This is a genomic window from Olsenella sp. KH3B4 (assembly GCA_900111695.1).
Taxonomy (GTDB): Bacteria; Actinomycetota; Coriobacteriia; order Coriobacteriales; family Atopobiaceae; genus Tractidigestivibacter.
Genome location: FOHD01000004.1, coordinates 102,203 through 127,202, shown reverse-complemented (window position 1 = coordinate 127,202; position 25,000 = coordinate 102,203). Strand labels below are relative to the sequence as shown.

21 protein-coding genes and 1 tRNA gene are annotated in these 25,000 nt (G+C 65.8%); 2 read left to right on the top strand and 20 right to left on the bottom strand.

Annotated elements, in window-relative coordinates; translation table 11 throughout:
• Positions 1–125: 125 nt before the first annotated feature.
• The 11 genes from rplT to BMX94_RS05110 all read right to left on the bottom strand — a co-directional run bounded on the left by rplT (position 126) and on the right by BMX94_RS05110 (position 12,908).
• Positions 126–491: a 50S ribosomal protein L20 gene (gene rplT / locus BMX94_RS05160; protein ID WP_091004471.1), complete on the bottom strand. Its 366-nt coding sequence runs from the start codon at positions 489–491 to the stop codon at positions 126–128.
• A 46-nt stretch (positions 492–537) separates the two neighbouring features.
• Positions 538–735: a 50S ribosomal protein L35 gene (rpmI, locus tag BMX94_RS05155; protein ID WP_032111610.1), complete on the bottom strand. Its 198-nt coding sequence runs from the start codon at positions 733–735 to the stop codon at positions 538–540.
• Between the two features lies 1 nt (position 736).
• The gene (gene infC / locus BMX94_RS05150) at positions 737–1,309 is read right to left on the bottom strand and encodes a translation initiation factor IF-3 (RefSeq protein ID WP_177242216.1); all 573 of its coding nucleotides are present in this window, start codon (positions 1,307–1,309) and stop codon (positions 737–739) included.
• Between the two features lie 295 nt (positions 1,310–1,604).
• Positions 1,605–1,690 (bottom strand) — tRNA-Leu (locus BMX94_RS05145).
• Positions 1,691–1,875: 185 nt separating this feature from the next.
• Positions 1,876–2,553 (bottom strand): MBL fold metallo-hydrolase, encoded by a 678-nt coding sequence (locus BMX94_RS05140; RefSeq protein ID WP_091004468.1) that lies wholly within the window; start codon positions 2,551–2,553, stop codon positions 1,876–1,878.
• Positions 2,554–2,555: 2 nt separating this feature from the next.
• Entirely contained in the window at positions 2,556–5,078 is a 2,523-nt protein-coding gene (locus tag BMX94_RS05135) for a RelA/SpoT family protein (RefSeq protein ID WP_286160030.1), read from the bottom strand.
• Positions 5,079–5,089: 11 nt separating this feature from the next.
• The gene (gene recJ, locus BMX94_RS05130; protein ID WP_091004466.1) at positions 5,090–8,431 is read right to left on the bottom strand and encodes a single-stranded-DNA-specific exonuclease RecJ; all 3,342 of its coding nucleotides are present in this window, start codon (positions 8,429–8,431) and stop codon (positions 5,090–5,092) included.
• Position 8,432: 1 nt separating this feature from the next.
• Positions 8,433–9,422 carry a protein translocase subunit SecF gene (gene secF, locus BMX94_RS05125; RefSeq protein ID WP_091004647.1) on the bottom strand — a complete coding sequence of 330 codons (990 nt, stop codon included), beginning with the start codon at positions 9,420–9,422 and terminating at the stop codon, positions 8,433–8,435.
• The gene (secD, locus tag BMX94_RS05120) at positions 9,415–10,950 is read right to left on the bottom strand and encodes a protein translocase subunit SecD (protein ID WP_091004464.1); all 1,536 of its coding nucleotides are present in this window, start codon (positions 10,948–10,950) and stop codon (positions 9,415–9,417) included. The genes secF and secD overlap by 8 nt, the downstream gene beginning before the upstream one ends.
• 392 nt (positions 10,951–11,342) lie before the next feature.
• The gene (gene tgt / locus BMX94_RS05115) at positions 11,343–12,482 is read right to left on the bottom strand and encodes a tRNA guanosine(34) transglycosylase Tgt (protein ID WP_091004463.1); all 1,140 of its coding nucleotides are present in this window, start codon (positions 12,480–12,482) and stop codon (positions 11,343–11,345) included.
• Between the two features lie 153 nt (positions 12,483–12,635).
• Complete coding sequence (locus tag BMX94_RS05110) at positions 12,636–12,908, bottom strand: HPr family phosphocarrier protein (RefSeq protein ID WP_032110786.1); 273 nt, start codon at positions 12,906–12,908, stop codon at positions 12,636–12,638.
• 258 nt (positions 12,909–13,166) lie between these two features.
• Between BMX94_RS05110 and BMX94_RS05105 the strand changes: the two genes are divergently transcribed.
• Positions 13,167–14,510: a coiled-coil domain-containing protein gene (locus BMX94_RS05105; protein ID WP_091004461.1), complete on the top strand. Its 1,344-nt coding sequence runs from the start codon at positions 13,167–13,169 to the stop codon at positions 14,508–14,510.
• 18 nt (positions 14,511–14,528) lie between these two features.
• On the opposite strand, the gene queA is transcribed toward BMX94_RS05105, so the two are convergent.
• From queA to BMX94_RS05075, 6 genes are all read right to left on the bottom strand, one after another.
• Positions 14,529–15,695, bottom strand: a complete 1,167-nt coding sequence (queA, locus tag BMX94_RS05100) for a tRNA preQ1(34) S-adenosylmethionine ribosyltransferase-isomerase QueA (RefSeq protein WP_091004459.1) — start codon at positions 15,693–15,695, stop codon at positions 14,529–14,531.
• 107 nt (positions 15,696–15,802) lie between these two features.
• Complete coding sequence (locus BMX94_RS05095) at positions 15,803–16,435, bottom strand: epoxyqueuosine reductase QueH (protein WP_091004646.1); 633 nt, start codon at positions 16,433–16,435, stop codon at positions 15,803–15,805.
• A 28-nt stretch (positions 16,436–16,463) separates the two neighbouring features.
• On the bottom strand, positions 16,464–17,267 hold the full coding sequence (locus BMX94_RS05090; protein WP_091004457.1) for a nucleoside/nucleotide kinase family protein: 804 nt from the start codon (positions 17,265–17,267) through the stop codon (positions 16,464–16,466).
• Complete coding sequence (locus tag BMX94_RS05085; protein WP_091004455.1) at positions 17,264–18,091, bottom strand: PHP domain-containing protein; 828 nt, start codon at positions 18,089–18,091, stop codon at positions 17,264–17,266. Before BMX94_RS05085 ends, BMX94_RS05090 begins: the two co-directional genes overlap by 4 nt.
• Positions 18,092–18,429: 338 nt before the next feature.
• A complete protein-coding gene (locus BMX94_RS05080; RefSeq protein WP_091004453.1) occupies positions 18,430–18,978 on the bottom strand; it encodes a DUF3267 domain-containing protein in 549 nt (182 codons plus the stop codon).
• Complete coding sequence (locus BMX94_RS05075; RefSeq protein ID WP_091004451.1) at positions 18,975–19,751, bottom strand: YwaF family protein; 777 nt, start codon at positions 19,749–19,751, stop codon at positions 18,975–18,977. The genes BMX94_RS05080 and BMX94_RS05075 overlap by 4 nt, the downstream gene beginning before the upstream one ends.
• A 247-nt stretch (positions 19,752–19,998) precedes the next feature.
• Here BMX94_RS05075 and BMX94_RS05070 point away from each other — a divergent pair, with 247 nt between their 5' ends.
• The gene (locus tag BMX94_RS05070; RefSeq protein ID WP_091004448.1) at positions 19,999–22,044 is read left to right on the top strand and encodes a class I tRNA ligase family protein; all 2,046 of its coding nucleotides are present in this window, start codon (positions 19,999–20,001) and stop codon (positions 22,042–22,044) included.
• Between the two features lie 69 nt (positions 22,045–22,113).
• On the opposite strand, the gene asrC is transcribed toward BMX94_RS05070, so the two are convergent.
• From asrC to asrA, 3 genes are read right to left on the bottom strand one after another with little or no spacing between them, the layout of a single operon-like run.
• Positions 22,114–23,103: a sulfite reductase subunit C gene (gene asrC / locus BMX94_RS05065; protein WP_091004446.1), complete on the bottom strand. Its 990-nt coding sequence runs from the start codon at positions 23,101–23,103 to the stop codon at positions 22,114–22,116.
• Positions 23,104–23,112: 9 nt separating this feature from the next.
• Positions 23,113–23,910 (bottom strand): anaerobic sulfite reductase subunit AsrB, encoded by a 798-nt coding sequence (asrB, locus tag BMX94_RS05060; protein WP_091004444.1) that lies wholly within the window; start codon positions 23,908–23,910, stop codon positions 23,113–23,115.
• Positions 23,903–24,979: an anaerobic sulfite reductase subunit AsrA gene (gene asrA, locus BMX94_RS05055; protein ID WP_091004442.1), complete on the bottom strand. Its 1,077-nt coding sequence runs from the start codon at positions 24,977–24,979 to the stop codon at positions 23,903–23,905. The genes asrB and asrA overlap by 8 nt, the downstream gene beginning before the upstream one ends.
• Positions 24,980–25,000: the final 21 nt, after the last annotated feature.

Below are 25,000 nucleotides of genomic sequence, written 5' to 3'. Positions count from 1 at the left end.
CCCGGCAACGGGATTCCATTCCCCGGCAATGGGATTCCATTCCCCGGCAGGAAAATCCCATCCGAAAAAAGCGGCACCGGGAAACCCGATGCCGCCATAGGTGACGCTATCTATCGACTGCTGCGCTACTCCGCGTCAGCAAGAGCCTTCTTGGCAACGGCTGCAAGATCGGCGAAGGCCTTCTCGTCGCTGTAGGCGATCTCGGCGAGGACCTTGCGGTCCAGCTCGACACCGGCGAGCTTAAGGCCGTGCATGAAGGTGCTGTAGGAGAGGTCGTTCATGCGGGCCGCAGCGTTGATGCGCTGAATCCACAGGCTGCGGAAGTCACGCTTCTTGTTGCGACGGTCACGGTACTGGTACTGGCCGGAGTGCTGGGCCTGCTCCTTCATGCCACGGAAGGTGCGGGAGGAAGTTCCGTAATAGCCCTTGGTACGCTCGACCAGGGTCTGACGCTTCTTACGGCCGGCGACTGCGCGCTTGACTCGAGACATATCTAATCAACTCCTCGTTGAGGGAAAATCGGGACGCGCGAAGCGCCTACTTGGAACCCATGCGCTGGGAGACAACCTTCACGTCGCTGGGGGCGAGCTCGGCCTCCTTGCGGAAGTTGCGGATGCGCTTCTGGGACTTCTTGGACAGGATGTGGCTCTTGAAGGCCTTGGCGCGCATAATCTTGCCGGTACCGGTGCGACGGAAGCGCTTTGCCGTACCCTTGTGCGTCTTCATCTTGGGCATGTTACTTCTCCTTCTTCTCGCTCGTGTCTTCGTCGCCCTCGGGCGTCACATCGAACGCGCCCTTAATGGGGGCGATGAGCATGTGCATGTTGCGACCCTCCATGAGGGGCTGCTGCTCGACGGTGGCCCAGGGCTTGAGATCCTCGGCAAGACGGTCGAGCACGATGCGTCCCTGCTCGGGGTGAGCCATCTCACGACCGCGGAACATAATCGTGATCTTGACCTTTGCCCCCTTCTTGAGGAAGCGCATCACGTGGGCCTTCTTGGTCTCGTAATCGCCCACGTCGATCTTGGGACGGAACTTCATCTCCTTGACCTCGACGCGCGCCTGATTCTTGCGCGCAGCCTTGGCCTTGCGATCCTGCTCGTACTTGTACTTGCTGTAGTCGAGCACCTTGCACACCGGAGGGTTCGCGTTAGGCGCGATCTCCACGAGGTCAAGCCCCTGCTCCTGCGCAATGCGCAGCGCGTCACGCACGCCAAACAGGCCCAGCTGCGAGCCGTCGACGCCGATGAGGCGGCACGTGCGTGAGGTGATTTCCCCGTTGACGCGAGGACCATCGTTCCTGGCTATCTCTCTACACCTTCCTCTCTCTGCGACGCCTGGCGCCGCGATAAAAAATAACTCCCGATGACATACAGCCGCCGGGAGACAAGGCCCACCCATGCCTGGGTGGTGAGAAATCTTTGTCTGACCAGACAGCTGCCGCGTGGGCGCCGTTCAGGTGGGGGCGAGAAGCCCCGCTTAGCATGTTCACGCAAGGGACATAGTACCGCAGCGTTACGGCCGACGCAACGTTCATTTTGCGAGACGAACGCCTCCATCGAGACAACACGCCGCCGAGAAGCACGGTGGTACCGAGCGCATCTGGTGCCCGAGGTGGGGGTCGAACCCACACGAGGTTTCCCTCAGAGGTTTTTGAGACCTCCGCGTCTGCCATTCCGCCACTCGGGCACGCTTTACGCATCTGTGAACTATACCAGATGTGGCGGCGAGGACCGGGCGCATACGAAGTCGCAGCGAAAAGTGGCCCTGTGGCTTCGGCGCTTCGACGCCGCGCCGGCCACCCCCTCGCGCCTGCGGGATTGAGTTGCCCGGCAATGGAATCCCGTTGCCGGGCAAAAAAGTTGCATGCGACGCTAGCGCACGAAGGGGTTGCCGCTAAGCTCCTCGGCCATCGTGGTGGCGGGGCCATGCCCGCAGAGCAGCACCGTCTGAGGCGCAATCTCGCGGCCCATGCGCGCAAGTGACCGCCGCATGGCAGCGGGGTCGCCACCAGCGAGGTCCGTGCGGCCGCACGACCCCGGGAAGAGCGTGTCGCCGACAAAGGCAATCCCCTCGGCCGACCCCTCCCCCACCAGGCAGACGCCGCCCGGCGTATGCCCGGGCGTCTCCATCACGCGAAAGCGCGCCGTTCCCACCTCTAGCACGTCGCCCTCGGCAAGCAGGCGCTTAGGTGCGGGGGCATCGTCGTCGTAGGCAATGCCCGAGCCAGAATACGCTGGGTCGCCGGCATGCTCGGCCATCTCGACATCTGCCGCCGCAAGCGCAAACGGCGCACCCGTTGCCGAGACGAGCGCCGCCACGCCGCCCACATGGTCGCCGTGACCGTGGGTTGCCGCCACGCACACGACCTTCTCGCCAGCAAGCGCCGCGGCTACGCGCGCACCAGCGGCACCGGGGTCAACGACCAGCACCTCGTCGGCAGAGACATAGGCGTAGCAGTTGGTCTGAATGGGACCGACCACAAAGACGCGCACCACGTCACCGCCGGGCGAGACCTCGAACGACCCCGCATCGCGAAAGAAGCTCCCCATGGCTACACCCGCTGCTTCATCTGGTTGGCACCCTCACCGGGCATGATGCGGCGTGCGTCGTAGACGGACGGCACGCGGGAGACGCTGGCGAGCAGCGCGTCCAGCAGGCTTGCGTCCGAGATGGCCACAATGAAGCGCAGCCGCGCGATGCCCTGCTTGCCGGTCTGGGTGGCCGCGGAGAGGATGTTTCCGCCCGCGTCGCCAATGGCGATGGTAATGTCCTTGAGCAGCCCCATGCGGTCCGTCGCCTCGACCACGATCTCGACCCTGAACTCGGTGGCGCCGGAGGTGTCCCACTCCACGGGTATCATGCGCTCGGGGTGGTTCATGAGGTCGCGCACGTTGGGGCAGTTGGCGCGGTGCACCGAAACCCCGCGCCCGCGCGTCACAAAGCCCACGATGTCGTCGCCGGCAACGGGGTTGCAGCAGTGCGCAAGGTGGACGAGAAGATCCGCGTCACCCTTCACGACCACGCCGCAGTTGCTGCGGCGGCGGGCGCCCTTGGCAGTCTGCGTGATGGCATAGGACTGCATGAGGGGCTTGTTCTCCTTGATGGCCTCCTCACGCTTGGCCTGGCGTTCCGCCTCCTTGCGCGCGGCCTCAAGCTGCTCGGGCGAGCCCTCCTCGAGAATCTCCTCGATGCGGTTGGCCACCTGCTTGGCCGACACCTTGCCTGTGCCAATGCCGGCAAAGAGGTCGTCGGCCGAGCGGTAGTCAAACTGCGGGTACACGCGCTCGATGGCCTTGACGGTGCGCTGCGTCGAGATGCCATAGCCGCGACGGCGCAGTTCGTGGGCAAGCTCGTTCCTGCCCTGCTCGGCGTCGTCAGCGCGCGTCTCCACCGAGAAGTACTTGCGGATCTTGGCGCGCGCCGAGGGCGTGACCACAATGTTCATCCAGTCGCGGCTGGGCTTGGAGTTCTTGTTGGTGAGAACCTCCACGCGGTCGCCCATGTTGAGCTTGTAGGTGAGGGGCACCACCGAGCCGTTGACCTTGGCACCCACGCAGTGGTTGCCCACCTCGGTATGGACGGCGTAGGCAAAGTCGAGCGGCGTGGAGTCGCGGCGCAGGCTCATGACCTCGCCTTTTGGCGTGAAGACAAAGATCTCGTGCTCAAAGAGGTCTACGCGCAGGTTGTTCAGGAACTCGTGCGGGTCGTCGATGTCGTCCTCGACGGCCCAGTCGAGGCTCCTGCGGATCCAGTTGATGGTGGAGTCGATCGAGCGGTCCTCCGCCGACATCTTGCCCTGCGAGTTTCCGGCCTTCTTATAGAGCCAGTGGGCAGCGACACCGTACTCGGAGGCCTCGTGCATCTCGACCGTGCGAATCTGAATCTCGATGGGCTTGCCGTCCGGGCCAACCACCGTGGTGTGCAGCGACTGGTAGAGGTTGGCCTTGGGCGTGGCGATGTAGTCCTTGAAGCGGCCGGGCATGGGGTGCCAGAGCGTGTGGACCGCACCGAGCGCCGAGTAGCAGTCCCCCACCGTCTGCGTGATGATGCGCAGCGCGATGAGGTCATAGATGTCCGAGAAGTCCCGGCCCTTGCGGGTCATCTTCTGGTAGATGGACCAGAGGTGCTTGGGACGGCCGGTTATCTGGTAGTTCTTGAGGCCCACGCGCTTGAGCTCGTCGTCCAGGGTCTTGATGGCGGCCTCGGTGTCGTCCTCGCGCTGCGCGCGCGAGTCCTGCACCATGCGGGCCACGCGCTGGTACTCCTCGGGCTCGAGCCAGAAGAAGGCCAGGTCCTCGAGCTCCCACTTGATGGACGAGATGCCCAGCCGGTCGGCGAGAGGGGCGTAGACGTCCATGGTCTCGCGCGCCTTGAAGAGGCGGCGGTCGGGCGGCAGCGCCGCCAGGGTGCGCATGTTGTGCAGGCGATCGGCAAGCTTGATGATGACCACGCGGATGTCCTTCGACATGGCGAGGAACATCTTGCGCAGGTTGAGGGCTTGCTTCTCGTCCATCGAGGTGACCTTGATGGAGGTGAGCTTGGTGACGCCGTCGACGAGCTCGGCCACCGTCTCGCCAAAGAGCGAGGAAATCTGCGCGAGCGTGGCGGGCGTGTCCTCCACCGTGTCGTGCAGGAGCGCGGCACAGATGGTGTCCTCGTCCATGTGGAGGTCCTTGCAGAGGATGAGGGCCACCTCGACGGGATGGTTGATATAGGGCTCGCCAGAGCGTCGGCGCTGGTCACGATGGTAGTCGGCCGCAAAGTGGTAGGCGCGGTCGATCTTTGCCCACTCCTCGTCATCGAGATAGGCGCGCGCGGCTTCTTCGAGCACGCGGAAGTTGGCCGCGTCGGGGATGACCGGCTTCTTGGCGGGGGCGGCAGGAGCGGGGGCCGCCGGGGCCGGGGCCGCGGGGGCCGGGGCCGCGGGGGCCGGGGCAGCGGTGGTGACGTGCTCAGCCGAAGCGACAGACATCGCAGATGCCGCATCGATGGGCGCGGAGGCGCTGGCCCCTCCCGCAGGCGCCATAGCCATTGCGTCCTGGGCCTTCTCGGCCATCATGCCGTCGTCGCCCATGGTCCCTCCTCCTATTCGCCCACACGAACGCCAAAATCGGGCGCTATGGGCCTGTTTATCGCAGAGAGCAACTCTTCCTCAGTACATGAGAGTACCCATTCGCCAAACTCGCCGCACGCTTCGCGCTCGCGAATGCCCTCGAGGTAGCGGGCGGAACCCTCGAGGTCGACGTGGCCGGGGTTTCTCGCCATGGTGATGAGACGCGCGTCGCCAAAGCCCGCAAGCGAGAGCAGGCCCAGCTCGGAGAAGACCTGGATGCCGCAGGCGACGGCGCCCTCGGAAAGCGGGCGTCCCTTTACCGTAGCCATGGCCGCAAGCTGAGAATCCTGCGCCGAGAAGGAGGCCTGGCCAACGCTTGCGGCACTCTTGGAGACCCCGCGCAACGCACGGTAGAGTGCGGCGAGCTCGTCTCGCGTGGGCGCCACCTGGTCGAGGATGTGCTGAGAGGAAGCAAGGTCACGCTGGCCAAAGAGCAGATGCACGCAGGCGCTGCTTCCGTCTCGGCCCGCTCGGCCACTCATCTGGTTGAACTCCACGCGCCCCAGAGGCATGTCGTAGAGCACCACGTCGCGCACGTTGGGGATGTTCACGCCCTCGCCAAAGGCACTGGTCGAGACGATGCAGGAGAGCTCGCCGGTGCGGAACGCCCGCTCGACGCGGGTGCGGTCGGCGCGCGGCAGGCCGGCGTTGTAGAAGGCGACCCTGGGCGCGAGCTCTGGTACCTGGTGGCGGAGGAGCCGCGCAAGCGTCACCGAACGGGCGCGGGAGTTGACGTAGGCAATGCACTTCTCGCCCTCGGCCACAATCGAGACAAGCGCGGAGTCGCGGTCGCGCAGGCCGCGGCAGTCGTCCAAGAGGAGGTTGTCGCGCACGGAGGGGTCGACGATCACGTCCTGGGCGGCAATGCCGCAGAGGTCGCAGACGTCACGCGCGACCTCGGGCGAGGCCGTGGCCGTGACGGCGAGGACGGTTGGCTCGCCCAGCGCCGCGCGAATGCGGGGCAGGTCGCGATAGGCGTCACGCGACCCCGAGCCGGAAGGCGAGCTGTGGTGCGCCTCGTCCACCACGAGGAAGCCAACGCGACCGGAGCGCGCGAAGTCGTCGACATGGATGGCAAGGTACTCCGGCGTGGTAAGGACAATGCCCACGTTGCCGGAAGCAAGCGCCTCGTAGACGCGAGCGCGCTCGTCCGAGGGCGTTTCGCCGGTGAGCACCGCAACGCCTACGCCGAGGGGCGCGAGCTCGTCGGCAAGGTGGTGGGCCTGGTCGGCGACAAGCGCGCGCAGCGGGTACACAAAGACGCTGGCACGGTGCCGCACGAGTGCCGTGCGCGCGGCGTGGACGTGAAAGACAAGGGACTTGCCGCGCCCCGTTGCCATGACGCAGAGGGTCGAGCGGCCGTCCTTCAGGCGCAAGAGCGCCTCGTGCTGCGCGGGAAGGAGCGGGTTCTCGCCGATGAGGGCGTGCACCAGGCGTGCGGTGAGGGCGTCGTAGTCCTGGGGCAAGGCCGAAGGTGTCGTTGAGATGGGCCTTTCGGGAGCGCGGGGTACAGCCGTAGTGGCCATCACCGCACTCTCCCCACCGTCCTCCTCGCGAGCAAAGAGCTCGTCCACAAAGCTCGGACCGGAGGGCTTCTCGTCCCCAGCGTCGCGGTAGAGGATGTCCTTGACCATGAGCTTTGGCTTCGTGCGCCCCTGCCAGGTCTCGTCAACGGCCTCGAAGACCAGGTCAACCACGCTCTCGGTGGCGCAGGCACGCGAGCAGTCCGGCACGCGGAACATGATCGCCGGCACGGACGAGACGCCGTCCGTGGCAAGAAAACGCAGGTGGGCACCATCGGCCCCAACGCGCGAACGGTTCTTCATGGTGACGCCGCGCACGGCGAAGAGCGGCTTCTTGTTGCCCTGGCCAAACGGTTGCAGCGCCTCGAGCGCGGCGATCGAGGAGAGATTGAGCTCGGAGAGGCGCACAACGGCCGTGACCTCGCCACGCGACTCGAACTCCTCGGCGGGCAGGACGTCGAGCACCGACTCCAGGCGAGATCGGAACTCGTCGAGGCGCGAGGCCTCGCAGGTCACACCCACGGCACCAGCATGGCCGCCAAAGCGGACGAGAAGGTCCGAGCACTGCTCGACGGCGCGGAACAGGTCGACCGAGCCAACGGAGCGGCCGGACCCGCGCGCAATGCCGTCCTGGATGGTGAAGAGAATGGTAGGCACGTGGTAGCGGTTCACGATACGGCTTGCGACGATGCCCTTGACGCCCTCGTGCCAGCCCTCGCCGCCCACCACGATGACGCGCCCGCCATGCCAGGTTGCCGCGACCTTCGCGAGCGCCTCCTCGGTGAGGGCAGACTCGATCTCGCGGCGCTGGCGGTTGATGTCCTCAAGCTGGCCCGCAAGAACCGGCGCCTGGGCGGGATCGTTGGTCATGAGCAGGTCGATGGCTACGTCAGTGGTGCCCATGCGACCCGCAGCGTTGAGGCGCGGGATGATCGAGAAGGGCAGCGAGTCTGCAGTGACCTCGGAGATGTCCTGGCCCGCACAGGCCGCAAGGGCCACCAGTCCGGGACGCGACGTCCTTCTCAGCCGCTCTATGCCATCGGCGACCAGGGCGCGGTTCTCGGACGAGAGCTGCATCATATCCGAGAGGGTACCCAGGGCGGCGACGTCGGTGTAGGAGCGCCAGACGTCCGGCATCCCCAGGCGCTGTCCCAGCGCGGCAAGGAGCTTGAGCGCCACGCCCGCGCCCGCAAGGTCGCGCGAGGGGCCATCGGCCGCAAGCTTGGGGTCTGTCACGGGAACGCCATGGGGCACGAGGTCTGCAGGCTCGTGGTGATCGGTCACCACCACGTCGATGCCCTGCTCGAGGAGCCAGTCGACCTCGTGCTCGGCGGCGATGCCGTTGTCCACGGTCACGATGAGGTCTGGCTTCCCGTCAGCAAGAACGCGATTGAGGGCAGCCTTCGTGAGGCCGTAGCCCTCGCCAAAGCGGTGCGGGATGTAGGCGCGCGCACGCCCGCCAAGCTCGCGCAGGCCAAGCGCGAGGATGCAGGTTGAGCTCATGCCGTCGACGTCGAAGTCGCCAAAGACGGCGATGTCCTCCCCCGCCCTCACGGCCCGCTCCACACGATCCGCCGCCTCGGCCATGCCTGGAATCACGAGGGGGTCCGCCCAGTCGCGCTCGAGCGAGGGCGTGAGAAACGCCTTTGCCTCCTCGGCGTTGGTGAAACCGCGGGCCACAAGCACGCGTGCCACAAGGCGCGGCACGCCCAGGGCATCAGCAAGGGACGCCTCGACGCGCGGATCCGCGTCGAGGACGTCCCATCGTCGACTGTCGAGAAGGCCAGACACGCTAGCCTTCCTTGGGCTCGTTCTTCTCGCCAGCCTTGCCCGTGGCAGGCGTCACCGAGGCCTTCTGGGCACTGTCATACTTTGCCTCGAGCTTGGCCCACTTGGGCTCGCGCGTCTTCCAGATGGCAAGAAGCGGTGACGCCACGGCGAAGCTGGAATAGGTGCCCAGAACCTCGCCGACCAGGATGGCGAAGGCAAAGTCCTTGAGCGTGGCACCGCCGATGGCCAGCATGCAGATGACCGGCACGAGCGTCACGATCGTGGTGTTGATGGTGCGGACGATGACCTCGTTGATCGAGAAGTTGCATATCTCGAAGTAGGTGTGATGCACGCCGTCGCGGAGCTGCTTGGCGTTCTCGTTCATGCGGTTGAACTCGACCACGGTGTCGTAGAGCGAGTAGCCCATGATGGTGAGCAGCGCGGCGATAACGTTAGGCGAGATGTCGATCTGGAACCAGGCGTAGACGCCGAGCGTGATAACGAGGTCGTGGATGAGGGCGATCACGGCCGTGATGGACATCTTGAACTCGTAGCGGAACGACACGTAGGCAATGATGAGCAGGATGGCCACGCCAAATGCCATGAGCGAGGAGCGCGTGGTATCGGCGCCCCAGTCGGGACCGATGGTCGTGACAGTGTAGTTGTCGCTCGTGAGGCCAAGGGTGTCGGCTGCCGCCTGCGCATGGGCGTTTGCGGTGGTGGGGTCGGTGGTGTCGGAGCGCACCAGGAAGCCCGCCTCGCCCTGCATGGTGGTGGTCTGGACGGTTGCGGTGGCCTCGCCCGCAGACTCGAGGGCGTCGCGCATCTGTTCGATGGAGATGTTGCCCGTCTGATAGAAGTCTATCTCGGTACCACCCGTGAACTCGATGCCAAAGACCAGGCCGCGCACGGCAAGGCCAACGATGGCGAGAACCACGAGGATGCACGAGAGCGTGAGGAACTGCTTGCGGTGGCCGATGAACGAAATCTCGTGGGAGAAGTGGCTACGCACGAGCCTCACCCCCCTTCGCGGACGAGGCGGGCGCCTTGGCGCCCCTCACCTTCTGAGCCTCCTGGGACCTACGCTCGGCCTCGGCGATGTCCTGGTCGACGCCCCAGAAGCCAGGGTGCGACGGAATGACGTGGGCTGCAAGGATCCTGAGCGCGGGCGCCTTGAAACCGAACATGGTGACGATGTCGCACGCCACACCAAGCGCCAGCGTGAGGCCAAAGCCCTTCACGGTGCCGGTGCCCACAAAGAAGAGCGCGAGCGCGGTGACCAGGGTCACGATGTCGGCGTCAAGCGAGGTCATGATGCCGTGGCGCGCGCCCGAGACGGAGGCGTTCTTGACGGTGCGGCCCATGCGAATCTCCTCGCGGAAGCGCTCGAGGACCAGGATCGAGGAGTCGGCCGCGGAACCCGTGGTAAGGACCATGCCCGCAAGGCCCGGAAGGGACAGCGAGAACATGCCGTAGTGCGAGAGGATGGCGAGAAGCCCCAGGTAGAGAATCGCGAAGACCGCCAGGGATCCCAGCGTGAGGAGCCCCAGGCCGCGATAGAAGAAGAACAGGTAGACAATCACGATGGCAACGCCAATGACAAGCGCGAGAACGCCCTGGTTGAGCGAGTCCTGGCCAAGCGTTGGGCCAACGACGCGGCTCTCGGAGTAGTTGAGGCTGACCGGCAGCGAACCGGAGTCGAGCACGGTCTTGAGCTCCTGGGCTGCCTCGTTCGTAAAGTTGCCGGTGATGGAGACCTTGCCGCCCGAGATCTCCTCCTGCACGGCAGGCGCGGACTGTATCACGCCGTCGAGCACGATGCAGATCTGACCGTTGGTGGGGGCGAGCTCCTTGGTGACCTGGTCAAAGATGTCAGCGCCCTCGGAGTTGAAGGTGATGTTCACCGAGTAGGTGCCCACCGAGGTGGAGGACTGCGCAACGGAGGTGGACTCGATGTAGGAGCCATCGAGGAAGGCGGTGTAGGTGCCCTGCTCAAGCTTCACGTTGGAAGCGCCCGCCTCAATCTTGGCGAGCGCGTCCGCGTCACCGATGTCGTCGAGGCGAACGAACTCGAGGTGACCGGTCTGGCCGATGGTCTGGACCGCAGAGTCTGCGTCCGTGGCGCCAGGAATCTGGACCAGGATCGAGTTGGCACCCTGAATCTGCACGGTGGCCTCGGATGCGCCCAGCGTGTTGACGCGCTTCTCGACGATGGTCTTTGCGGTGTTCATCTCGTCTGCCGAAGGAGTGGAGCCGTCTGGCTTCGAGGCGGTGAGGATTACCGAGACGCCGCCCTGGATGTCGAGGCCGGTGGTGATGCGCTCGCCAAGCGGCGTGAAGCAGAAGGCGCATGCCACGCAGAGAACGGCCGTCACCACGAGCGTGGAGACGTAGCGGCGCACGGTTGGGTTCATGCGACGGCGCTTGGAGCGACCGGGGCGGGCAGCGCTCCCACCCTTTGAGCCATGCGGTTTTGACTCGGTAGCGTTCCACCGGTCGAGGCCCGTTTTGGGGGCCTCGCGGTCTTGCTTGTGGGCCATGTGCAAACCTTCCGTTATTCGATAAACGTGCCGCCCGGGCGAGAAGGACGCCCGGCCGTGGATGTTTTCCGAAGCCATTATAGGGTTTGCCCCGCGACATCGCTGAGGTGGGCCTTTGGTCCCGCCCCTTCGATCCCCCGCCGCCGGTTGTTCTCTTCTCGCCTTGCCCGCATCCTGCGCACCCGCCCGTTGTTACCGGCCCGTCTTGGCCCCGGAGCGTTTTCGCAGGTGAGACCCGATGGGAGGCCACGGGCCGGTAATATCGCACGTCTCGCTGCCGCCACCGTTACCGGCCCGTTGGGGAACCGCCATTGCTATCTGGGAGAACGCTCGGGAGTCGCGACGGCCCGGTAACAAGGTCCGAGCGCCCATCGCAAGACCCGCCGCGGGGCCTACCAGTCGGCAGCGGCAGGTGAGTCCATCCAGCGCGAGACAAACTCCCCGTACGTTCCCGCGATGATCGACTCACGGGCACGGCGCATGAGGTCGAGAAGGAAGTACAGGTTGTGCATCGACAGCAGGATGGAGCCGGCCATCTCCTTCTGGCGCACGAGGTGATGCAGGTACGCACGCGTGTATCCGCCCTGGCACACGGGGCAGGTGCACGCGGGGTCAAGCGGGCCGGCGTCGTGAGCGAAGCGTGCGTGACGCAGGTTGAGACGACCCTCGCTCGAGAAGGCCGTCCCCATGCGGGCGGTTCGCGTAGGAAGGACGCAGTCGAACATGTCGATCCCGCATGCCACGCCGCGCACGAGCGTGGTGGGGTTGCCCACCCCCATGAGATAGCGGGGCTTCTCGCGCGGCATGTACTGCGAGGCCAGGGGCGCAAGGCTCTCGAACATGGTCTCGTGGTCCTCGCCCACCGAGTACCCCCCAATGCCAAAGCCAGGGAAGTCGCCCACGTCGAGAAGGTGCTGCAGCGAGCGCCTGCGCAGCGTGAGGTCCATCCCACCCTGCACGATGCCAAAGAGCGCCTGGTCTGGGCGGGTGTGTGCCTTCCAGCAGCGCTCTGCCCACATTGCCGAGAGCTCCACCGCGCGCTCGACCTTCGAGCGCGGGGCTGGGTAGCCCACGCACTGGTCGAGCTGCATCACGATGTCGGCCCCCAGCTTCTGGGCGATGTCCATGTTCTCCTCGGGCGTCCAGGTGAACCAGCGCCCGTCATAGTCGACCGCACGGAAGCGCACGCCGTCGGCAGAGAGCTTGCAGAACTCCTCGTGGCTAAAGACCTGGAAGCCGCCAGAGTCCGTGAGGATGGGGCCGTCCCAGCGGGTGAAGCCATGCAAGCCACCCATCTCGGCCACGAGGTCGGCGCCGGGACGCATGGCGAGGTGGTAGGTGTTCGCAAGGACTATCTTGGCGCCAAGCTCCCTGAGCTGCGGCACCAGCACCCCCTTCACGGTGCCCTTCGTACCCACGGGCATGAAGATGGGCGTGGGAACGTCGCCGTGGGGAGTGTGCAGGACGCCCGCCCGCGCGTGCGTGGCGGGATCCTCGGCGACAATGTCGTAGGAGAACCACTGGGGCTCCATGTCAGTTGCTCCTCTCGTGGGGCTGGGCTTCTCGGCTGCAAGGCTTATGACGCATCGCATCGCGTCAGCAGGACATCGGACGCTGTAAGCCCCTACCTCATGAAAGCGGCCCGGGAGTCCCGGGCCGCTTGCGTGCACATGTTCTTGCGCAGCCTACTCGCCGAAGCCGGAGTCGACGAGGGCGACGAGGGCGTCGAGGGCCTCCTGCTCGTCGGGACCGTCGCAGGCGATCTCGATCTTGGTGCCGGTGCCAAGGCCAGCCGCCAGGATCATCATGATGGACTTCGCGTTGACGGGCGCGGTGTCCTTGTCGACGTTCTTGATGGTGACGTTGGACTGGTACTTCTTGGCCTCGGTCACGAAAACGGACGCGGGACGAGCGTGAAGGCCAGTGGCGTTGATGATCGTAGTCTGCTTGGAAACCATGTTAGAACTCCCCTTCTAGACTCCCTGACTAGGCTCGGGCAGTAAATCCCGAATTGCTTATATCGTACCAAACGCTCGTATAGTTTACACACTTCATGGACAGCTGGCGGACAAACTCTTCTCAAGCAACTCGATTGACACTCAGCGTGGACGCTTGCGGCAAAATGGAGAGACGCAGGCGCCCCGCACCGGACTGCGCCGTTGCAACCACAACACCTAGTCTCGCGTCCGCACGACGCGATTTCGAAAGGAGCCTCCATGGCTTGGGGCAAGGGCAAGAAGGACGAGAAGGGCACTGCCGAGAAGGACGCGGCAGCCTCGCAGGACAAGATGACAGACGCCGCGGGCGATGCCGGTACGCCCCGGAGCGCAGGCAAGGCCACCAGGGACGGCGCCGCACAGGCAGCATCCAGGGCCGCAGGTGCTGTCGCCGGAGCCGCCAGCGGAGCCGCAGGGGCTGCCGCGGGAGCCGCCCGCGGGGCAGGCAAGGGCATCGCCGCAGGTTTCACTGCCCTGCGAGACGTGCGTGACGCTTCTCGACAGCACTCCTCCGCCAAGTCGCAGATGGAGTCCACCGAGAAGACGCTCGAGGCGCAACGCGCGGCGCTTGACCACCGCGTGAGCATCGAGGAGGGTTACCAGGACATCGTGGCGGCACAGACGGCAGCGCTCGCGGATGCGCAGAAGCGTGAAGCAGACGCCGTGCAGTACGCAGCGCGTCTCTCCCACGAGCTCCGGGACCTTGAGGCCGGCCTCGCCAAGATGCGAGCCGAGGACGAGCAGGCACTGCGTCCCTACAAGCAGCTCGCGGAGTCGTCCAAAGGACGCGCGGACGACGCCACACGCACCGTCGCCGAAGCCAAGCGCGCCGTGCGCACGGCAGAGGGCCAGGTGAAGGACGCCACGGACCGCCGCGAGCAGGCAATTGCCTCGGCAAACCGGGCGCTTGACAACTCCAAGGCGCGCCAGCGCAAGGTCCAAGGCGAGCTCGACAAGCTCCTTGCCGACCCGTCTGCCAAACACGACGCCATCGCGCAGGTGCGCCAGGAGCTGGCCGCCGAAGCAGCACACGTAAGCGCCGCAGAAGCGGCCGTGACCCGGTCGACCGCGGACGCACAGTCCTCCGTCGACAATGCCCAGACGCATCTCTGGACCCAGAAGCAGTCGCTCGAAACCGCTCAGCGGGAGGCAGACGCCATGCAGGCGGAAGCGAAGGAGCGGCGTGGTGAGTACGACCACCTCCGCGCGCAGGCAGACGCGCGCCAGAAGAAGCTCTCGGACAACATCGACCGCCACAAGGCGGAAATCGAGCGCACGAACCGCCTGCGCGACAACGCGCAGACCGACGCAAAGAAGGCGGGCGACCTGCTCAGCGAGGCCAAGAGCATCCACGACACGCCCCAGGCAACCATGCAGCTGCGCAACTCAATCGCCGAGCGCGAGCAGGCGCTCGAGACGCAGCGCGCGCAAGTGGAGGAGCTTGGCCGGGCCGAGCGGGAGCTGCGCCGGCGTACGCGCGCCACGCGGATTGCCGTGCTGGTAATACTGGCTGTCGTTGTGGTTGTGGTAGCTGTTCTCGTCGCCTCCATGCTGTTTGGATAGGGCGGTGGCGCAAGCGCCCTACCTTATGAGCATGGCGTCACCAAACGAGAGGAAGCGGTACTTCTCGTCAATGGCTGCCTGGTAGGCGGCCATGATCTGCTCGCGCGTAGCAAGCGCCGAGACAAGCATCATGAGTGTCGAGCGGGGCACGTGGAAGTTGGTGATGAGGGCGTCCACCACGTGGTAGGTGGAGCCCGGCATGAGGTAGAGGTTGGTGGTGGCGTCGCGACGCTCGACGATGTCGCCGCGTCCCGTCACTGCGGCCGAATCCGGGGCGTCCTCGAAGCGGCGGGCCGTGACGGCCGGCGTGTACGCGGGCGCCTTGGGGTCCCAGGCGCTCTCGAGCGAGCGAACCGCCGTGGTGCCCACGGCAACCACGCGGTGTCCCGCGGCCTTGGTGGCATGCACGGCGTCGACCACGTCCTGCGGCACGTGGTAGCGCTCGGTGTGCATCACGTGCTTGGTGGGGTCGTCCTCGGTGACCAGGCGGAAGGTGTCGATGCCCACCTCAAGCTCGACCGTCTTCCAGCCCACACCCTTGTCCTCAATCCTCTCGATGAGCTCCGGCGTGAAGTGCAGACCCGCCGTGGGCGCCGCCGCGGAGTGCTCCTCGTGCATGGCGTAAACGGTCTGGTACTTCTCGGGATCGCCCTCGTACTTGGTGATATAGGGGGGCAGCGGCACGTGGCCGGCCTCGTGGATGGCGGCGTCGAGCGTGCGGCCGCCCTGCGGCTCGAAACGCACCAGGCGCCCGCCGCGGTTGTCCTCGAGAAAGTCGAGGATCTCGCCCGTGAGCACGACCTCGGCCGAGAGGGGCGCGTGCAGGCCGCCCGCGCGGTACTCGATGATGGTGCCGGGCTGGCGCAGGCGCTTGCCGGGGTTCACGAGGCATTCCCACACGTGGCCAAGGGGGTCGAGGTCCTCTCTGCGCTTGAGCAGGAGCGTCTCGGCTACGCCGCCGGTGCCGCGCTTGTGACCCACCAGGCGTGCCGGCATGACACGCGTCTTGTTGGCAACGAGAAGGTCACCCGGATCAAGGTAGTCAATCACGTCGGTGAAGTGGCGGTGCTCGAGCGAGCCGTCCTCGCGGTTGAGCACGAGGAGGCGGCAGGAGTCACGCGGCTCCGCGGGTGCCTGTGCGATGAGCTCGTCTGGGAGCGGGTAGTCAAAGTCATCGGTACGCATGTGTGTGGTTCTCCTCGTGCCCTAGGGCTGATGTGTTGAGGTGAGATGCGGCGCGCTATGCGCCGGCCGCCCATTCTAGCGCGTGGCGGCGGGAAGCGACAGCGGGGCTAGCGCGTGGCGGCAGCGCGGGCGGCGGCGTGCTCGGCCTTGCGGCGGTCGCGAGCCTCATGGCGCTCGATGGCAGCCTCGGCCGCGGAGAAACGGCATCCGCAGTAGTTCTGCCGATACATGCCCAGGTCACGAGAGGTGCGGGTGGCCTCGGGGTAGTAAGGCCTGAAGTCGCGCCACACCGGTGTGAGGCCGTAGGCGGCAGCCGTCTTTGCAAGCACGTCTCCGCAGGCCTCGAAGAGTTGGTAGGGCGAGACAGCAAGGGTGGTGGAGACGTGAGTAAAGCCCAGGTCGCGGGCCGTGCGGCAGGCCTCCGCGAGACGCAGGGCATAGCAGGCGCGGCAACGGGCGGCGCGGTCGAAGCCGTGGGGCGCGACGCCTTTCTCCCACGCGGCACGATCGTCTCCGGCGACAATCAGGTCGACGTGAGCCACGTCTGCCGCCCACGCGCGGAGCGTGGCAAGGCGACGGTCGTGCTCGGCCATGGGCTGGATGTTTGGGTTGGTCCAGCAGATGGTCGGCTCGAAGCCCTCGCGACGCAGGAGTTCCACGGGCTCTATCGAGCAGGGGCCGCAGCAGGCGTGCAGGAGGAGCGGCGTGCGGGCGCCCGAGGCCAAGGTGTTGTCGCTCATGATGTCTGTCACGTCGGCGTCCTTCTCGTCATTCCTGCGGAAATGCACCGGCGTCGCTTTCCGCGCCGGTGTCCCCCGAGGTCCAAATGCTGCCGCCCTCGTCCTCTACCAGCATGTTGCAAGCCGAGGAATGCGCGAGTACGCGACGCACGTTCATTCCGTCGCACCTCATGTACCACTCCTCTGCCGCCTCGGGCGTTAGCCCACCGCGAACCTTGCGCGCAACCAGCCGGCGGTGAAGGAGATCCTTGTCAGCCACCAGGAGATACGACGCGTCTGCCAGGCCGCGCGTCTCGTCCCATGGGGATTCGCTCGAGAGGAGCCAGTTTCCCTCGACGAGCACCAGGTGCGCGTCCGCCGGAACCACGATCGCGTCGTCGACGACGTCGTGGATGTTGCGGTCGTAGCGCGGCCACGAAACCGCCCCGCCCGAGCAGAGCTCGCCGCACTTCTCGGCAAAGCGGGCATGGTCGAAAGTCTCCAGAGTGCCCTTTACCTCGCGCATGGGCACCTGACGCCCCTCTACGCACACGATGCCGGTGGCAATCACGTCTGCGTGGTAGTGAAAGCCGTCGAGTGGCAGTGCCACCAGCGGTTCGTATGCCTTGTCCTCGCGGGAGAGCCTTGCGAGGAGGCTCGCGAAGGTGGACTTCCCGGCTCCTGGAGGGGCGGCGAGAAAGACGACCATGCGGCGGCCAAGCTCGCGCTGGCGCGCCGTCCATTGGGCGAGGAGATTGTGGCAGAGGCGAATGGTCTGCTCCGAGAAGGGCAGCCTGCACGGCACCCCGTCGACGACGAGGTCGACAACGCTTTCCCGATGGGTCCCCGTCATTGCGCAGCCTCCTCCAGCGCCACCTCGCGCATCACGACCTCCCCGCGCTCGTCGTGGCCAAGGACGAGCGCGCTCGCAAAGCCGCACGATGCGGCGAAGCGGGCCCCCTCATCAAGCCCGCCGCAGAGCAGCTCCACGCTGTGGGCATCGGAGTTCACGAGAATCTGTCCTCCCATCTCGTGCAGGGCGCGCAGCAGCTCGCGACGCGGATAGGGCTGGCTCCGAATCCCGCGCGCAAAAGCTCCGCAGTTCACCTCGAAGGGCATGCCCTCCCCCACCAGGTACTCCATGGCCTCAAGCGCGGGTGCAAGGTACTCGCGGGACGTCTCGTCGAAGAAGCGACCGCCCTCGTTGAACTTGCTCACGAGGTCAAAGTGCCCAACGAAGGTGCACTCCGTGCGGTCGTGCGTCGTGGCCTCAAGCTCGTAGTAGGCCCGCACGAGCGCCATCCAGCTGCCGCCAAACCCCTCCCGGCAGAGGATCTCGAGCTTCTCGGGCGACCAGTCGACCGCCGTCTCGCACGGCACGTCGAGGTCCACGAAGTGCGTGGAGCCGATCCTGTACTCCGCGCCGGGACAGCAGGCGGGGTCGTAGAGCGTGTCCAGCTCCACGCCGAGAAGGATGTCCATGCGGCCACGATACTCGTCCTGAAGGCGGCGGATCTCGGCCACGTACGCGTCCCAGTTCATGTTGATGTCCTGGTCCATGTGGCCGGAGAAGCCAAGGGCGACAAGCCCGGCGTCATAGGCTGCCTTGGCCATCTCACCCGGCGTGTTCCTTCCGTCGCAGAGCGTCGTGTGCGTATGGAAGTTGGCGTTGATCATGCAGTGCCTCTGGGCTTTCTTAAAGGATTCTCACACGACCACAATAGCGCGACGCGGTAGGTCGGCCGCAAGCTGGCGGCGAGAAGAACGCAAAGAGAACGTAAGGGGATGCCGACCGGGCGGCAGTGGGTGCAGCGGGCCGGGGTGACGGCGGGTGGCCTTCTCGCTCCGGCCTTCTCGTCAGCGTCCTTCTCGTCAGCGCGCTTAATAGACGGTTAGCCCCAGCTAAACGTCCGGATTCCGCATCAACGAAACCGTTACGCCGATTCGGGACGGTTAGGGGAACCTAACCGTCGAATACGCGCGTCTAGAAAATGCGAGCGCGCCTGGGCACGAGGCTAGGCGTCTCCACCATCGTCATCGGCGAGAAGCTCTACTCCCATATCCGTGTCGCGCACGTGCGTGCAGCCGGACGTGCGAGCAATTCCCCCAACCATGGCCAGGTCACCAGCACACCCGGAGAGGTGCGCCCACGCAAGCGCCCAGGCAAGCGCTGGACCGGCGAGAAGCTTCCCCGCTACGGCAAGCGCCGCGGTGACAACGACGGCTGGCGCCAGAAGCACAACGAGGAAGCGTCCGCGCGAAAGGGGCTCTCCCTCCGCCCTGGTGTAGAGCATCCCCGTCTGGTACCCAAAGCGCACATGCACGCGTCCGCGTCCCAACAGCAGGAATGCCGCCGCGTGGACAAGCTCGTGCACGGGCAGGGCCACGACCGTCGCCACCACGGAGACGGCAAACCACGCACCAACGTCCGTGCCCCAGCCGTCGGCAACAACCAGGAAGAAGGCACCGACGAACCCCACGGCGAGAAGCGCCACCGAGCCCGCCATCATGCGACGGGCAAGCGGGGTGTCTCCCAGGATGTCGAGCTGCGCCACGCTCCTCACGCCGCGCCTCCTTCTCTTGATGACGCCTCTCGCCGACGGCGTCGCTCCTGCCAGGCGTGGAGCAGCACCACCGCCACGGCAAACGAGGCCATGTACGGCACGAGGTATCCGGGGTTGCCGAAGGCATCCTCCCACCAGGCGAGCGGCGAACCCCCGGCTGGACTGGTCACAAAGCCAAAGTTAGTGTCGAAGACCCCGTTGAACCACCTAAAGACCACGAGATAGAAGACGGCAGCCGCCAGCGAGATCCACGCGTCACGCCACCTTGGCGCCTTCCGCGGGTCGTCGAGCGCCATGAGCGACACAGAGAAGATAAACGCATGCTCCAGAAAGCCGCTGATGCAGGGCAGCGTGTACGGCGGGCAGTACGTCCAGCCAGGGAAGAGCATTGCGCAGAGCCCACCCGTGAGCCCAAAGCAGAGCAGCAGCTCGCGGGTCACGCGCGACGGGGCGAGCGCATGCCACAGGCAGACGTACTCGGCGACGTTGCACAGGTGAAGCGGCCACCAGGTAGGCGAGAAGGTCCCCGTCTGCGCCTTGAGGATGTCGCCCCAGAGCAGCAGCGCGTTGGGGACGACGGCGGCGACAAGGACGAGCCAGCGTCTTCCGCCGTGCCACGAGTCGTCGGCGGGAAGGCTCCGATAGCCGTGGACGAGAAGCGCGATGACGGTGGCGCAGACCACGAGCCAGAGCAGGTGCCAGGGGCCAAACATGGCAAAGCCGGTCCCGCCCCACAGCAGTGGCTCGGCGACGATGATCTTCTCGACAGACACGCTGCCCCTCCTTTCGCCCTTCTCGTCCTACGCTTCGTCCTTGAGCGGAGGGGCGCCGCGGACGACACCGCAGCGTTGCCGCGGGCGCTCCGAATCGCACCCCCACACCCTTGAACGTACCCACCCCACGTAGGCCCAGTCCGCCCGCACGTACGTCTGTTGTGGGATAATCACGTGGCCCATGGCATGCGCGACATGCCACCAGGCATCACCAGCACCACCACAACCAAGAGGGAGCACGTCCCACATGGCAGACAATTCCCAGAACGTCACGGAGCAAGACCGTCCGAGCTTCCCCGCACGCGCCGTCATCACCGGGGGCATGCCGTACGGCAACAAGAACCTGCACTTTGGCCACATCGGTGGCGTCTTTGTGCCCGCGGACTTCTTCGCGCGCTTCCTGCGCGACCGCATCGGGAGCAAGAACGTGATCTTCGTCTCGGGCACGGACTGCTACGGCTCCCCCATCATGGAGGGCTACCGCAAGAAGGTGGAGCAGGAAGGTTACGAGGGCACGATCACCGACTATGTCCAGGCGAACCATGACGCCCAGAAGGCGGCACTCGACGCCTACGGCATCTCGCTCGACCTCTTCGCGGGCTCTGGCCTCGAGCCGGCACGCGACTTCCACGCCCGTCTTACCGCCGAGGTCCTGCGCCGCCTCCACGAGCGCGGCTTCCTGCACAAGATGAGCACCCGCCAGTTCTATGACGTCAAGGCAGGCCAGTTCCTGAACGGGCGCCAGGTCATTGGCCGTTGCCCGGTGCGCGGGTGCAAGTCCGAGAAGGCCTACGCCGACGAGTGCGACCTTGGCCACCAGTTTGACCCCGAGGAGCTCATCAACCCCGTCTCGGCCCTCACCGGCACCACGCCCGAGCTGCGCCCCGTTGACAACTGGTACTTCGACCTGCCCGCCTTTGAGTCCCAGCTCAAGGAGCTCATGGACGAGTGGGACGTTGACCCGCAGGTGAGGCCCATCGTCACCAAGACCGTGCGCGAGTCTCTCGTCCCGCCCGTCGTCTACATCCAGGAGAAGTTCCGCGAGAGCTTCGACGCGGTTGAGGCCAAGCTCCCCGCCCACCAGCTCCACGAGGCCGAGAAGGGCCAGCAGTCCTTCTCCGTCGAGTTTGCCAACTGGCGCGACCGCGACGACGCCCGCGCCATCCTCGAGGCCGCCGGCGTGCGCTTCCGCACGGGCAAGACGCTTCTACCCTTCCGCATCACCGGCAACATCGAGTGGGGCGTGCCCGCGCCCGAGCTTGAGGACACAAGCGGCCTCACCGTGTGGTGCTGGCCCGAGAGCCTCTGGGCGCCCATCAGCTTCACGCAGACCGCGCTTGCTCTGGACGAGAAGGACGGCGGCACGCGCTTCTCGTCAGACGACTGGCGCGACTGGTGGTGCGCCGACGACGCTAAGGTCTACCAGTTCATTGGCCAGGACAACATCTACTTCTACTGCGTGGCGCAGCCCGCGCTGTGGGACGCGCTCGACTGGGGCCTCTTCCAGGACACGCCCGTGGCCAACTACCACATCCTGTTCATGAACAAGAAGGCCTCGAGCTCGGGCAAGATCCGCCCGCCCATGGCCGCCGAGCTTCTTGACCACTACACCGCCGAGCAGCTGCGCTGCCACTGGCTGAGCCTTGGGCTGGATCAGAAGGCCGTGAGCTTCTCGCCCAAGCCCTACGACACCTCGGTGAGCCACAAGGACAAGGCAACCGGCAAGGACGTGCTGGTAAAGGACGACCCGCGCGTGGTCGACCCCGCCCTCAAGGAGAGCGCCTTCCTCACCAACATCTTCAACCGCCTTGCCAGAAGCTGCATCTACGGCGCACAGAACGTCTGCGCGGGCCATCTGCCTGCGGTCGAGGCGGACGCCGACGTGCTTGCCGGCTGCCGCGAGGCGACGCTAGCCTACGAGCGCTGCGCCCACGCCTTTGACGCCCACGGCGCGCTTGCCGTGGCCGAGGACTTCTGCCGTGACGCCAACCGTCGCTGGGGCGACGAGTCAAAGGCCGCCAAGGGAGACGACGCCGCCTACGAGCACGCGCTGGCAAACGCCTTTGCCGCGCTGCGCACGGTGACGCTGCTCATGCACCCCGCAGTGCCTGCCGGCTGCGAGAAGATCTGCGAGCACCTGGGCTTTGCGGCAGACGCGTTCTTCTCGTGGGAGCATGCGTTTGAGACCCCCGGCGAGCTGGCGCAGGCACTGGGAGAGAACCCCGCCGAGCACGCGCTGGTGGAGCTGCCACCGCGCTTCGACTTCTTCGAGAAGCATCCAAGCCAGAAGTAAGACGAGAAAAGAGGGGCGCCGCCAGGGCGCCCCTCTTCGTGGATGAGACAAAGGGACTGTCCCTTTGTCTCATCGCAGGCTGTTGTCGCGGTCGTAGCGCTTGCCGTCCCAGTACACGCGCGTGGCACGCTGGCACTTCTCGGGCAGCTCGACGTCCTTCAAGGCCCACTCGCAAAACTCGTCGAAGCCAACGCGGTCGACGATGTAGCCGATGTGCTCCTTGCCCTCGGGCGCGTTAGGGTCGATGTACTCCTCGATGAAGGCATAGGTGTTCTTCACGATCTTCACGATGGAGTCCTCGTCCACCCAGCGCAGCCAGTCCTGCGCCAGCCGCGGGTTCTGCTTGCCCGTGCGGCCCATGATCTTGACGCGGAAGTAGTGCTCGGGGCTGCGCGTCCAGGCGCGCGTGGGGCAGTAGACCACGCACACGCCGCAGCCAATGCAGCGGTCCTCGTCGCGCACGACCTTGCCCTTCTCCAGCCTGAGCGCGCTCACCGAGCGGCGCTGGCACCAGTCCACGCACTGGCCACAGCCAATGCAGCGGTTGGGGTCGTATTGGGGCTCGGTCATGCCAATGATGCCAAAGTCGTTCAAGGCAACGTGCGCGCAGTCGTTGGAGCAGCCGGTGAAGGCCACCTTCACGTGGCGGTTGTTGGGGAAGATCTCGTGGTCCATGCGCTGCGCGAAGGCCGTGGTGTCATAGCAGCCAAACGGGCACAGGCGCTTGCCCGGGCAGGCCACCACGTTGCGCGTGCCGCTTGCCAGGTAGCCCTGAGAGGTGTCCTCCTGGTTAATCTTAGTGTCCTCGATGATGGCCTGGAGCTTCTCGTTGACCTTGGGCATGTCCTCCATGTGGATGCCCGGAATCTCCACTCCCTGTCGGTTGGTAAGGAAGATCTCTCCCCTGCCGTACTCCTCGGCAATCTCAACAATGCGCGCCATGCTCTTGGCGCTCACCAGGCCGCCGGGAACGCGCACGCGGCTGGCGGTCATCCCGCGCTCCTTGCTCACACGGAACGCGTTCTTCTTCATGGCCTTGACGTCGATGTCCTGAATCATGGCGGCCTCCTAGTCCAGCAACTGCTTGCTCTGGGTGTAGTTGAAGACGGGCCCGTCCAGGCACACGTACTTCTCGCCTATGCGGCAGTGGCCGCACTTGCCCAGGCCACAGCACATCTTTCGCTCCTGGCTCACCCAGATGTTCTCCTCGGCAAGACCCAGCTCGAGAAGGCCCTTCACGGAGAAGCGCATCATGGGCGGCGGACCAACCACAATGGCCTGCGCCGTGGAGGGATCGCGCAGCGGCAGGCTCGGGATGAACTTGGTCACCAGGCCAACGTTGCCCTGGTAGCCCTCGGGCGCGCCGTCCACGGTAAGGATGAGGTCAACGAGGTTCTCCCAGCGCGCAAGGTCGTCGCGGAAGAGCAGGTCGTTGGGGCTGCGGAAGCCCACGATCACGTGCTTGTCCTGCGGCGTGGCGCTTGCGGCCAGCGCCTCGACCACGCCTCGCACCGGGCTCACGCCCGTTCCGCCGGCCACCACGACGCACTCGCCGTCCACGTAGCGCTCCACCTCGAAGCCGTTGCCGTAGGGGCCGCGCAGGAGGAGGCTCTCACCCTCGTAGGCCTCGAACACCTCGTTGGTTACCACGCCCACGCGGCGGATGGTAAGGTCGACCGACTCGCCAGGCACGATGCCGCTCACGCTGATGGGGGCCTCGCCGTACTTGGGGACGGAGACCTCGAAGAACTGGCCAGGGCGAACCTCTCCGCCAAAGGCCATGCGGAAGGTGTACTCCTTCTCGGTGTGCTTGATGACCTTGAGCACCTTGGAGGAGAAGGGAATGTACGGGTTGTTGCTAGGCATCACGGGCCACGCTCCCCTCATGCTGGGCGTCCCACTCGTCGACGGCGTCAGAGAGCTTGTTGACGCACGCAGCGAAGCTGATGTACTCGGGGCAGACGTCGTCGCAGCGACCACAGCCCACGCACATGTCGTAGCCAAAGCGCTGGCGGAAGTCGTACACCTTGTGCAGCACCTTGAAGCGCATGCGCTCGCCGTGCTGCTTGCGGTAGCTTGCGCCGCCGGCCACCGTTGAGTAGCCGTCGATCATGCAGCTGGCCTGCACGCGGCGTCTCTCGCCCACCCTGCCGTTCTCGGTGTAGGCCACGTCCTGCATGGTGAAGCAGGTGCAGGTTGGGCACACCAGCGTGCAGCGGCCGCAGCCGATGCAGCGGTGGTTGTACTCGTCCCATACGGGGCTGGTTCTTAGCTCGAGCGGCACGGTCTCGGGGACGCGCACGTGGACCTCGTTCTGCGTGACGTGCGCGGGAACGACCTCGCGGACGCCCGCGGCATGGCGCTCGAAGAGCGGGCGGAGAGACTCGTTCGCGACGGCACAGGCGAAGCCATCGCCCGAGCGCTCGAGTGAGAACTCCCAGGCGTCTGGCGCGACGTTAGTCCCCATGTCCACGCAGAAGCAGTGCTCGAAGGTCTGGGGGCAGCCGAGAAGCACAAAGTGCACGCGGTCGCGGATTCGACGATAGAAGCTGTCCTCGGGGCCGTTGTGCAGGTACATGGCATCGAGGCGCTTCACGCCATGGAGATCGCAGGCTCGCAGGAGCACGAGGACATCGCGCGCATCTCCCCCGTGGGCGGGTCCGCTGGCGGCACCGATGCCACCAGCCTCGCGCACCTGGTCCTCCGTGTAATAGAAGAGCGTCTGCGAGAGCGGCGTGAGCAGCTCCTTGAAGGAGTAGTCGCTCTTCTCGTCCAGCTCGATCTGCGACGCGTCGTCCACAAAGTCGTAGATCACCTGATCCACGTCGGTGAAGCGCCCGGCACCCACCTTCCGAACCGGCGCAAAGACGAGGAAGTCGCGGGCAAGCTCGCGAACCAGCCCGTCAAACCCCTCCCCATCAAGCACGTATCCCATGGTCTCCCCTCTCCTCCGCGC

What these genes read in the sequence shown, in the direction of transcription:
- rplT (WP_091004471.1), bottom strand. Translation starts at nt 491, where the DNA reads ATGTCTCGAGTCAAGCGCGCAGTCGCCGGCCGTAAGAAGCGTCAGACC.
- rpmI (WP_032111610.1), bottom strand. Translation starts at nt 735, where the DNA reads ATGCCCAAGATGAAGACGCACAAGGGTACGGCAAAGCGCTTCCGTCGC.
- BMX94_RS05140 (WP_091004468.1), bottom strand. Translation starts at nt 2,553, where the DNA reads ATGGGGAGCTTCTTTCGCGATGCGGGGTCGTTCGAGGTCTCGCCCGGC.
- BMX94_RS05135 (WP_286160030.1), bottom strand. Translation starts at nt 5,078, where the DNA reads ATGGGCGACGACGGCATGATGGCCGAGAAGGCCCAGGACGCAATGGCT.
- secD (WP_091004464.1), bottom strand. Translation starts at nt 10,950, where the DNA reads ATGGCCCACAAGCAAGACCGCGAGGCCCCCAAAACGGGCCTCGACCGG.
- tgt (WP_091004463.1), bottom strand. Translation starts at nt 12,482, where the DNA reads ATGGAGCCCCAGTGGTTCTCCTACGACATTGTCGCCGAGGATCCCGCC.
- BMX94_RS05110 (WP_032110786.1), bottom strand. Translation starts at nt 12,908, where the DNA reads ATGGTTTCCAAGCAGACTACGATCATCAACGCCACTGGCCTTCACGCT.
- BMX94_RS05105 (WP_091004461.1), top strand. Translation starts at nt 13,167, where the DNA reads ATGGCTTGGGGCAAGGGCAAGAAGGACGAGAAGGGCACTGCCGAGAAG.
- queA (WP_091004459.1), bottom strand. Translation starts at nt 15,695, where the DNA reads ATGCGTACCGATGACTTTGACTACCCGCTCCCAGACGAGCTCATCGCA.
- BMX94_RS05095 (WP_091004646.1), bottom strand. Translation starts at nt 16,435, where the DNA reads ATGAGCGACAACACCTTGGCCTCGGGCGCCCGCACGCCGCTCCTCCTG.
- BMX94_RS05090 (WP_091004457.1), bottom strand. Translation starts at nt 17,267, where the DNA reads ATGACGGGGACCCATCGGGAAAGCGTTGTCGACCTCGTCGTCGACGGG.
- BMX94_RS05085 (WP_091004455.1), bottom strand. Translation starts at nt 18,091, where the DNA reads ATGATCAACGCCAACTTCCATACGCACACGACGCTCTGCGACGGAAGG.
- BMX94_RS05070 (WP_091004448.1), top strand. Translation starts at nt 19,999, where the DNA reads ATGGCAGACAATTCCCAGAACGTCACGGAGCAAGACCGTCCGAGCTTC.
- asrC (WP_091004446.1), bottom strand. Translation starts at nt 23,103, where the DNA reads ATGATTCAGGACATCGACGTCAAGGCCATGAAGAAGAACGCGTTCCGT.
- asrB (WP_091004444.1), bottom strand. Translation starts at nt 23,910, where the DNA reads ATGCCTAGCAACAACCCGTACATTCCCTTCTCCTCCAAGGTGCTCAAG.
- asrA (WP_091004442.1), bottom strand. Translation starts at nt 24,979, where the DNA reads ATGGGATACGTGCTTGATGGGGAGGGGTTTGACGGGCTGGTTCGCGAG.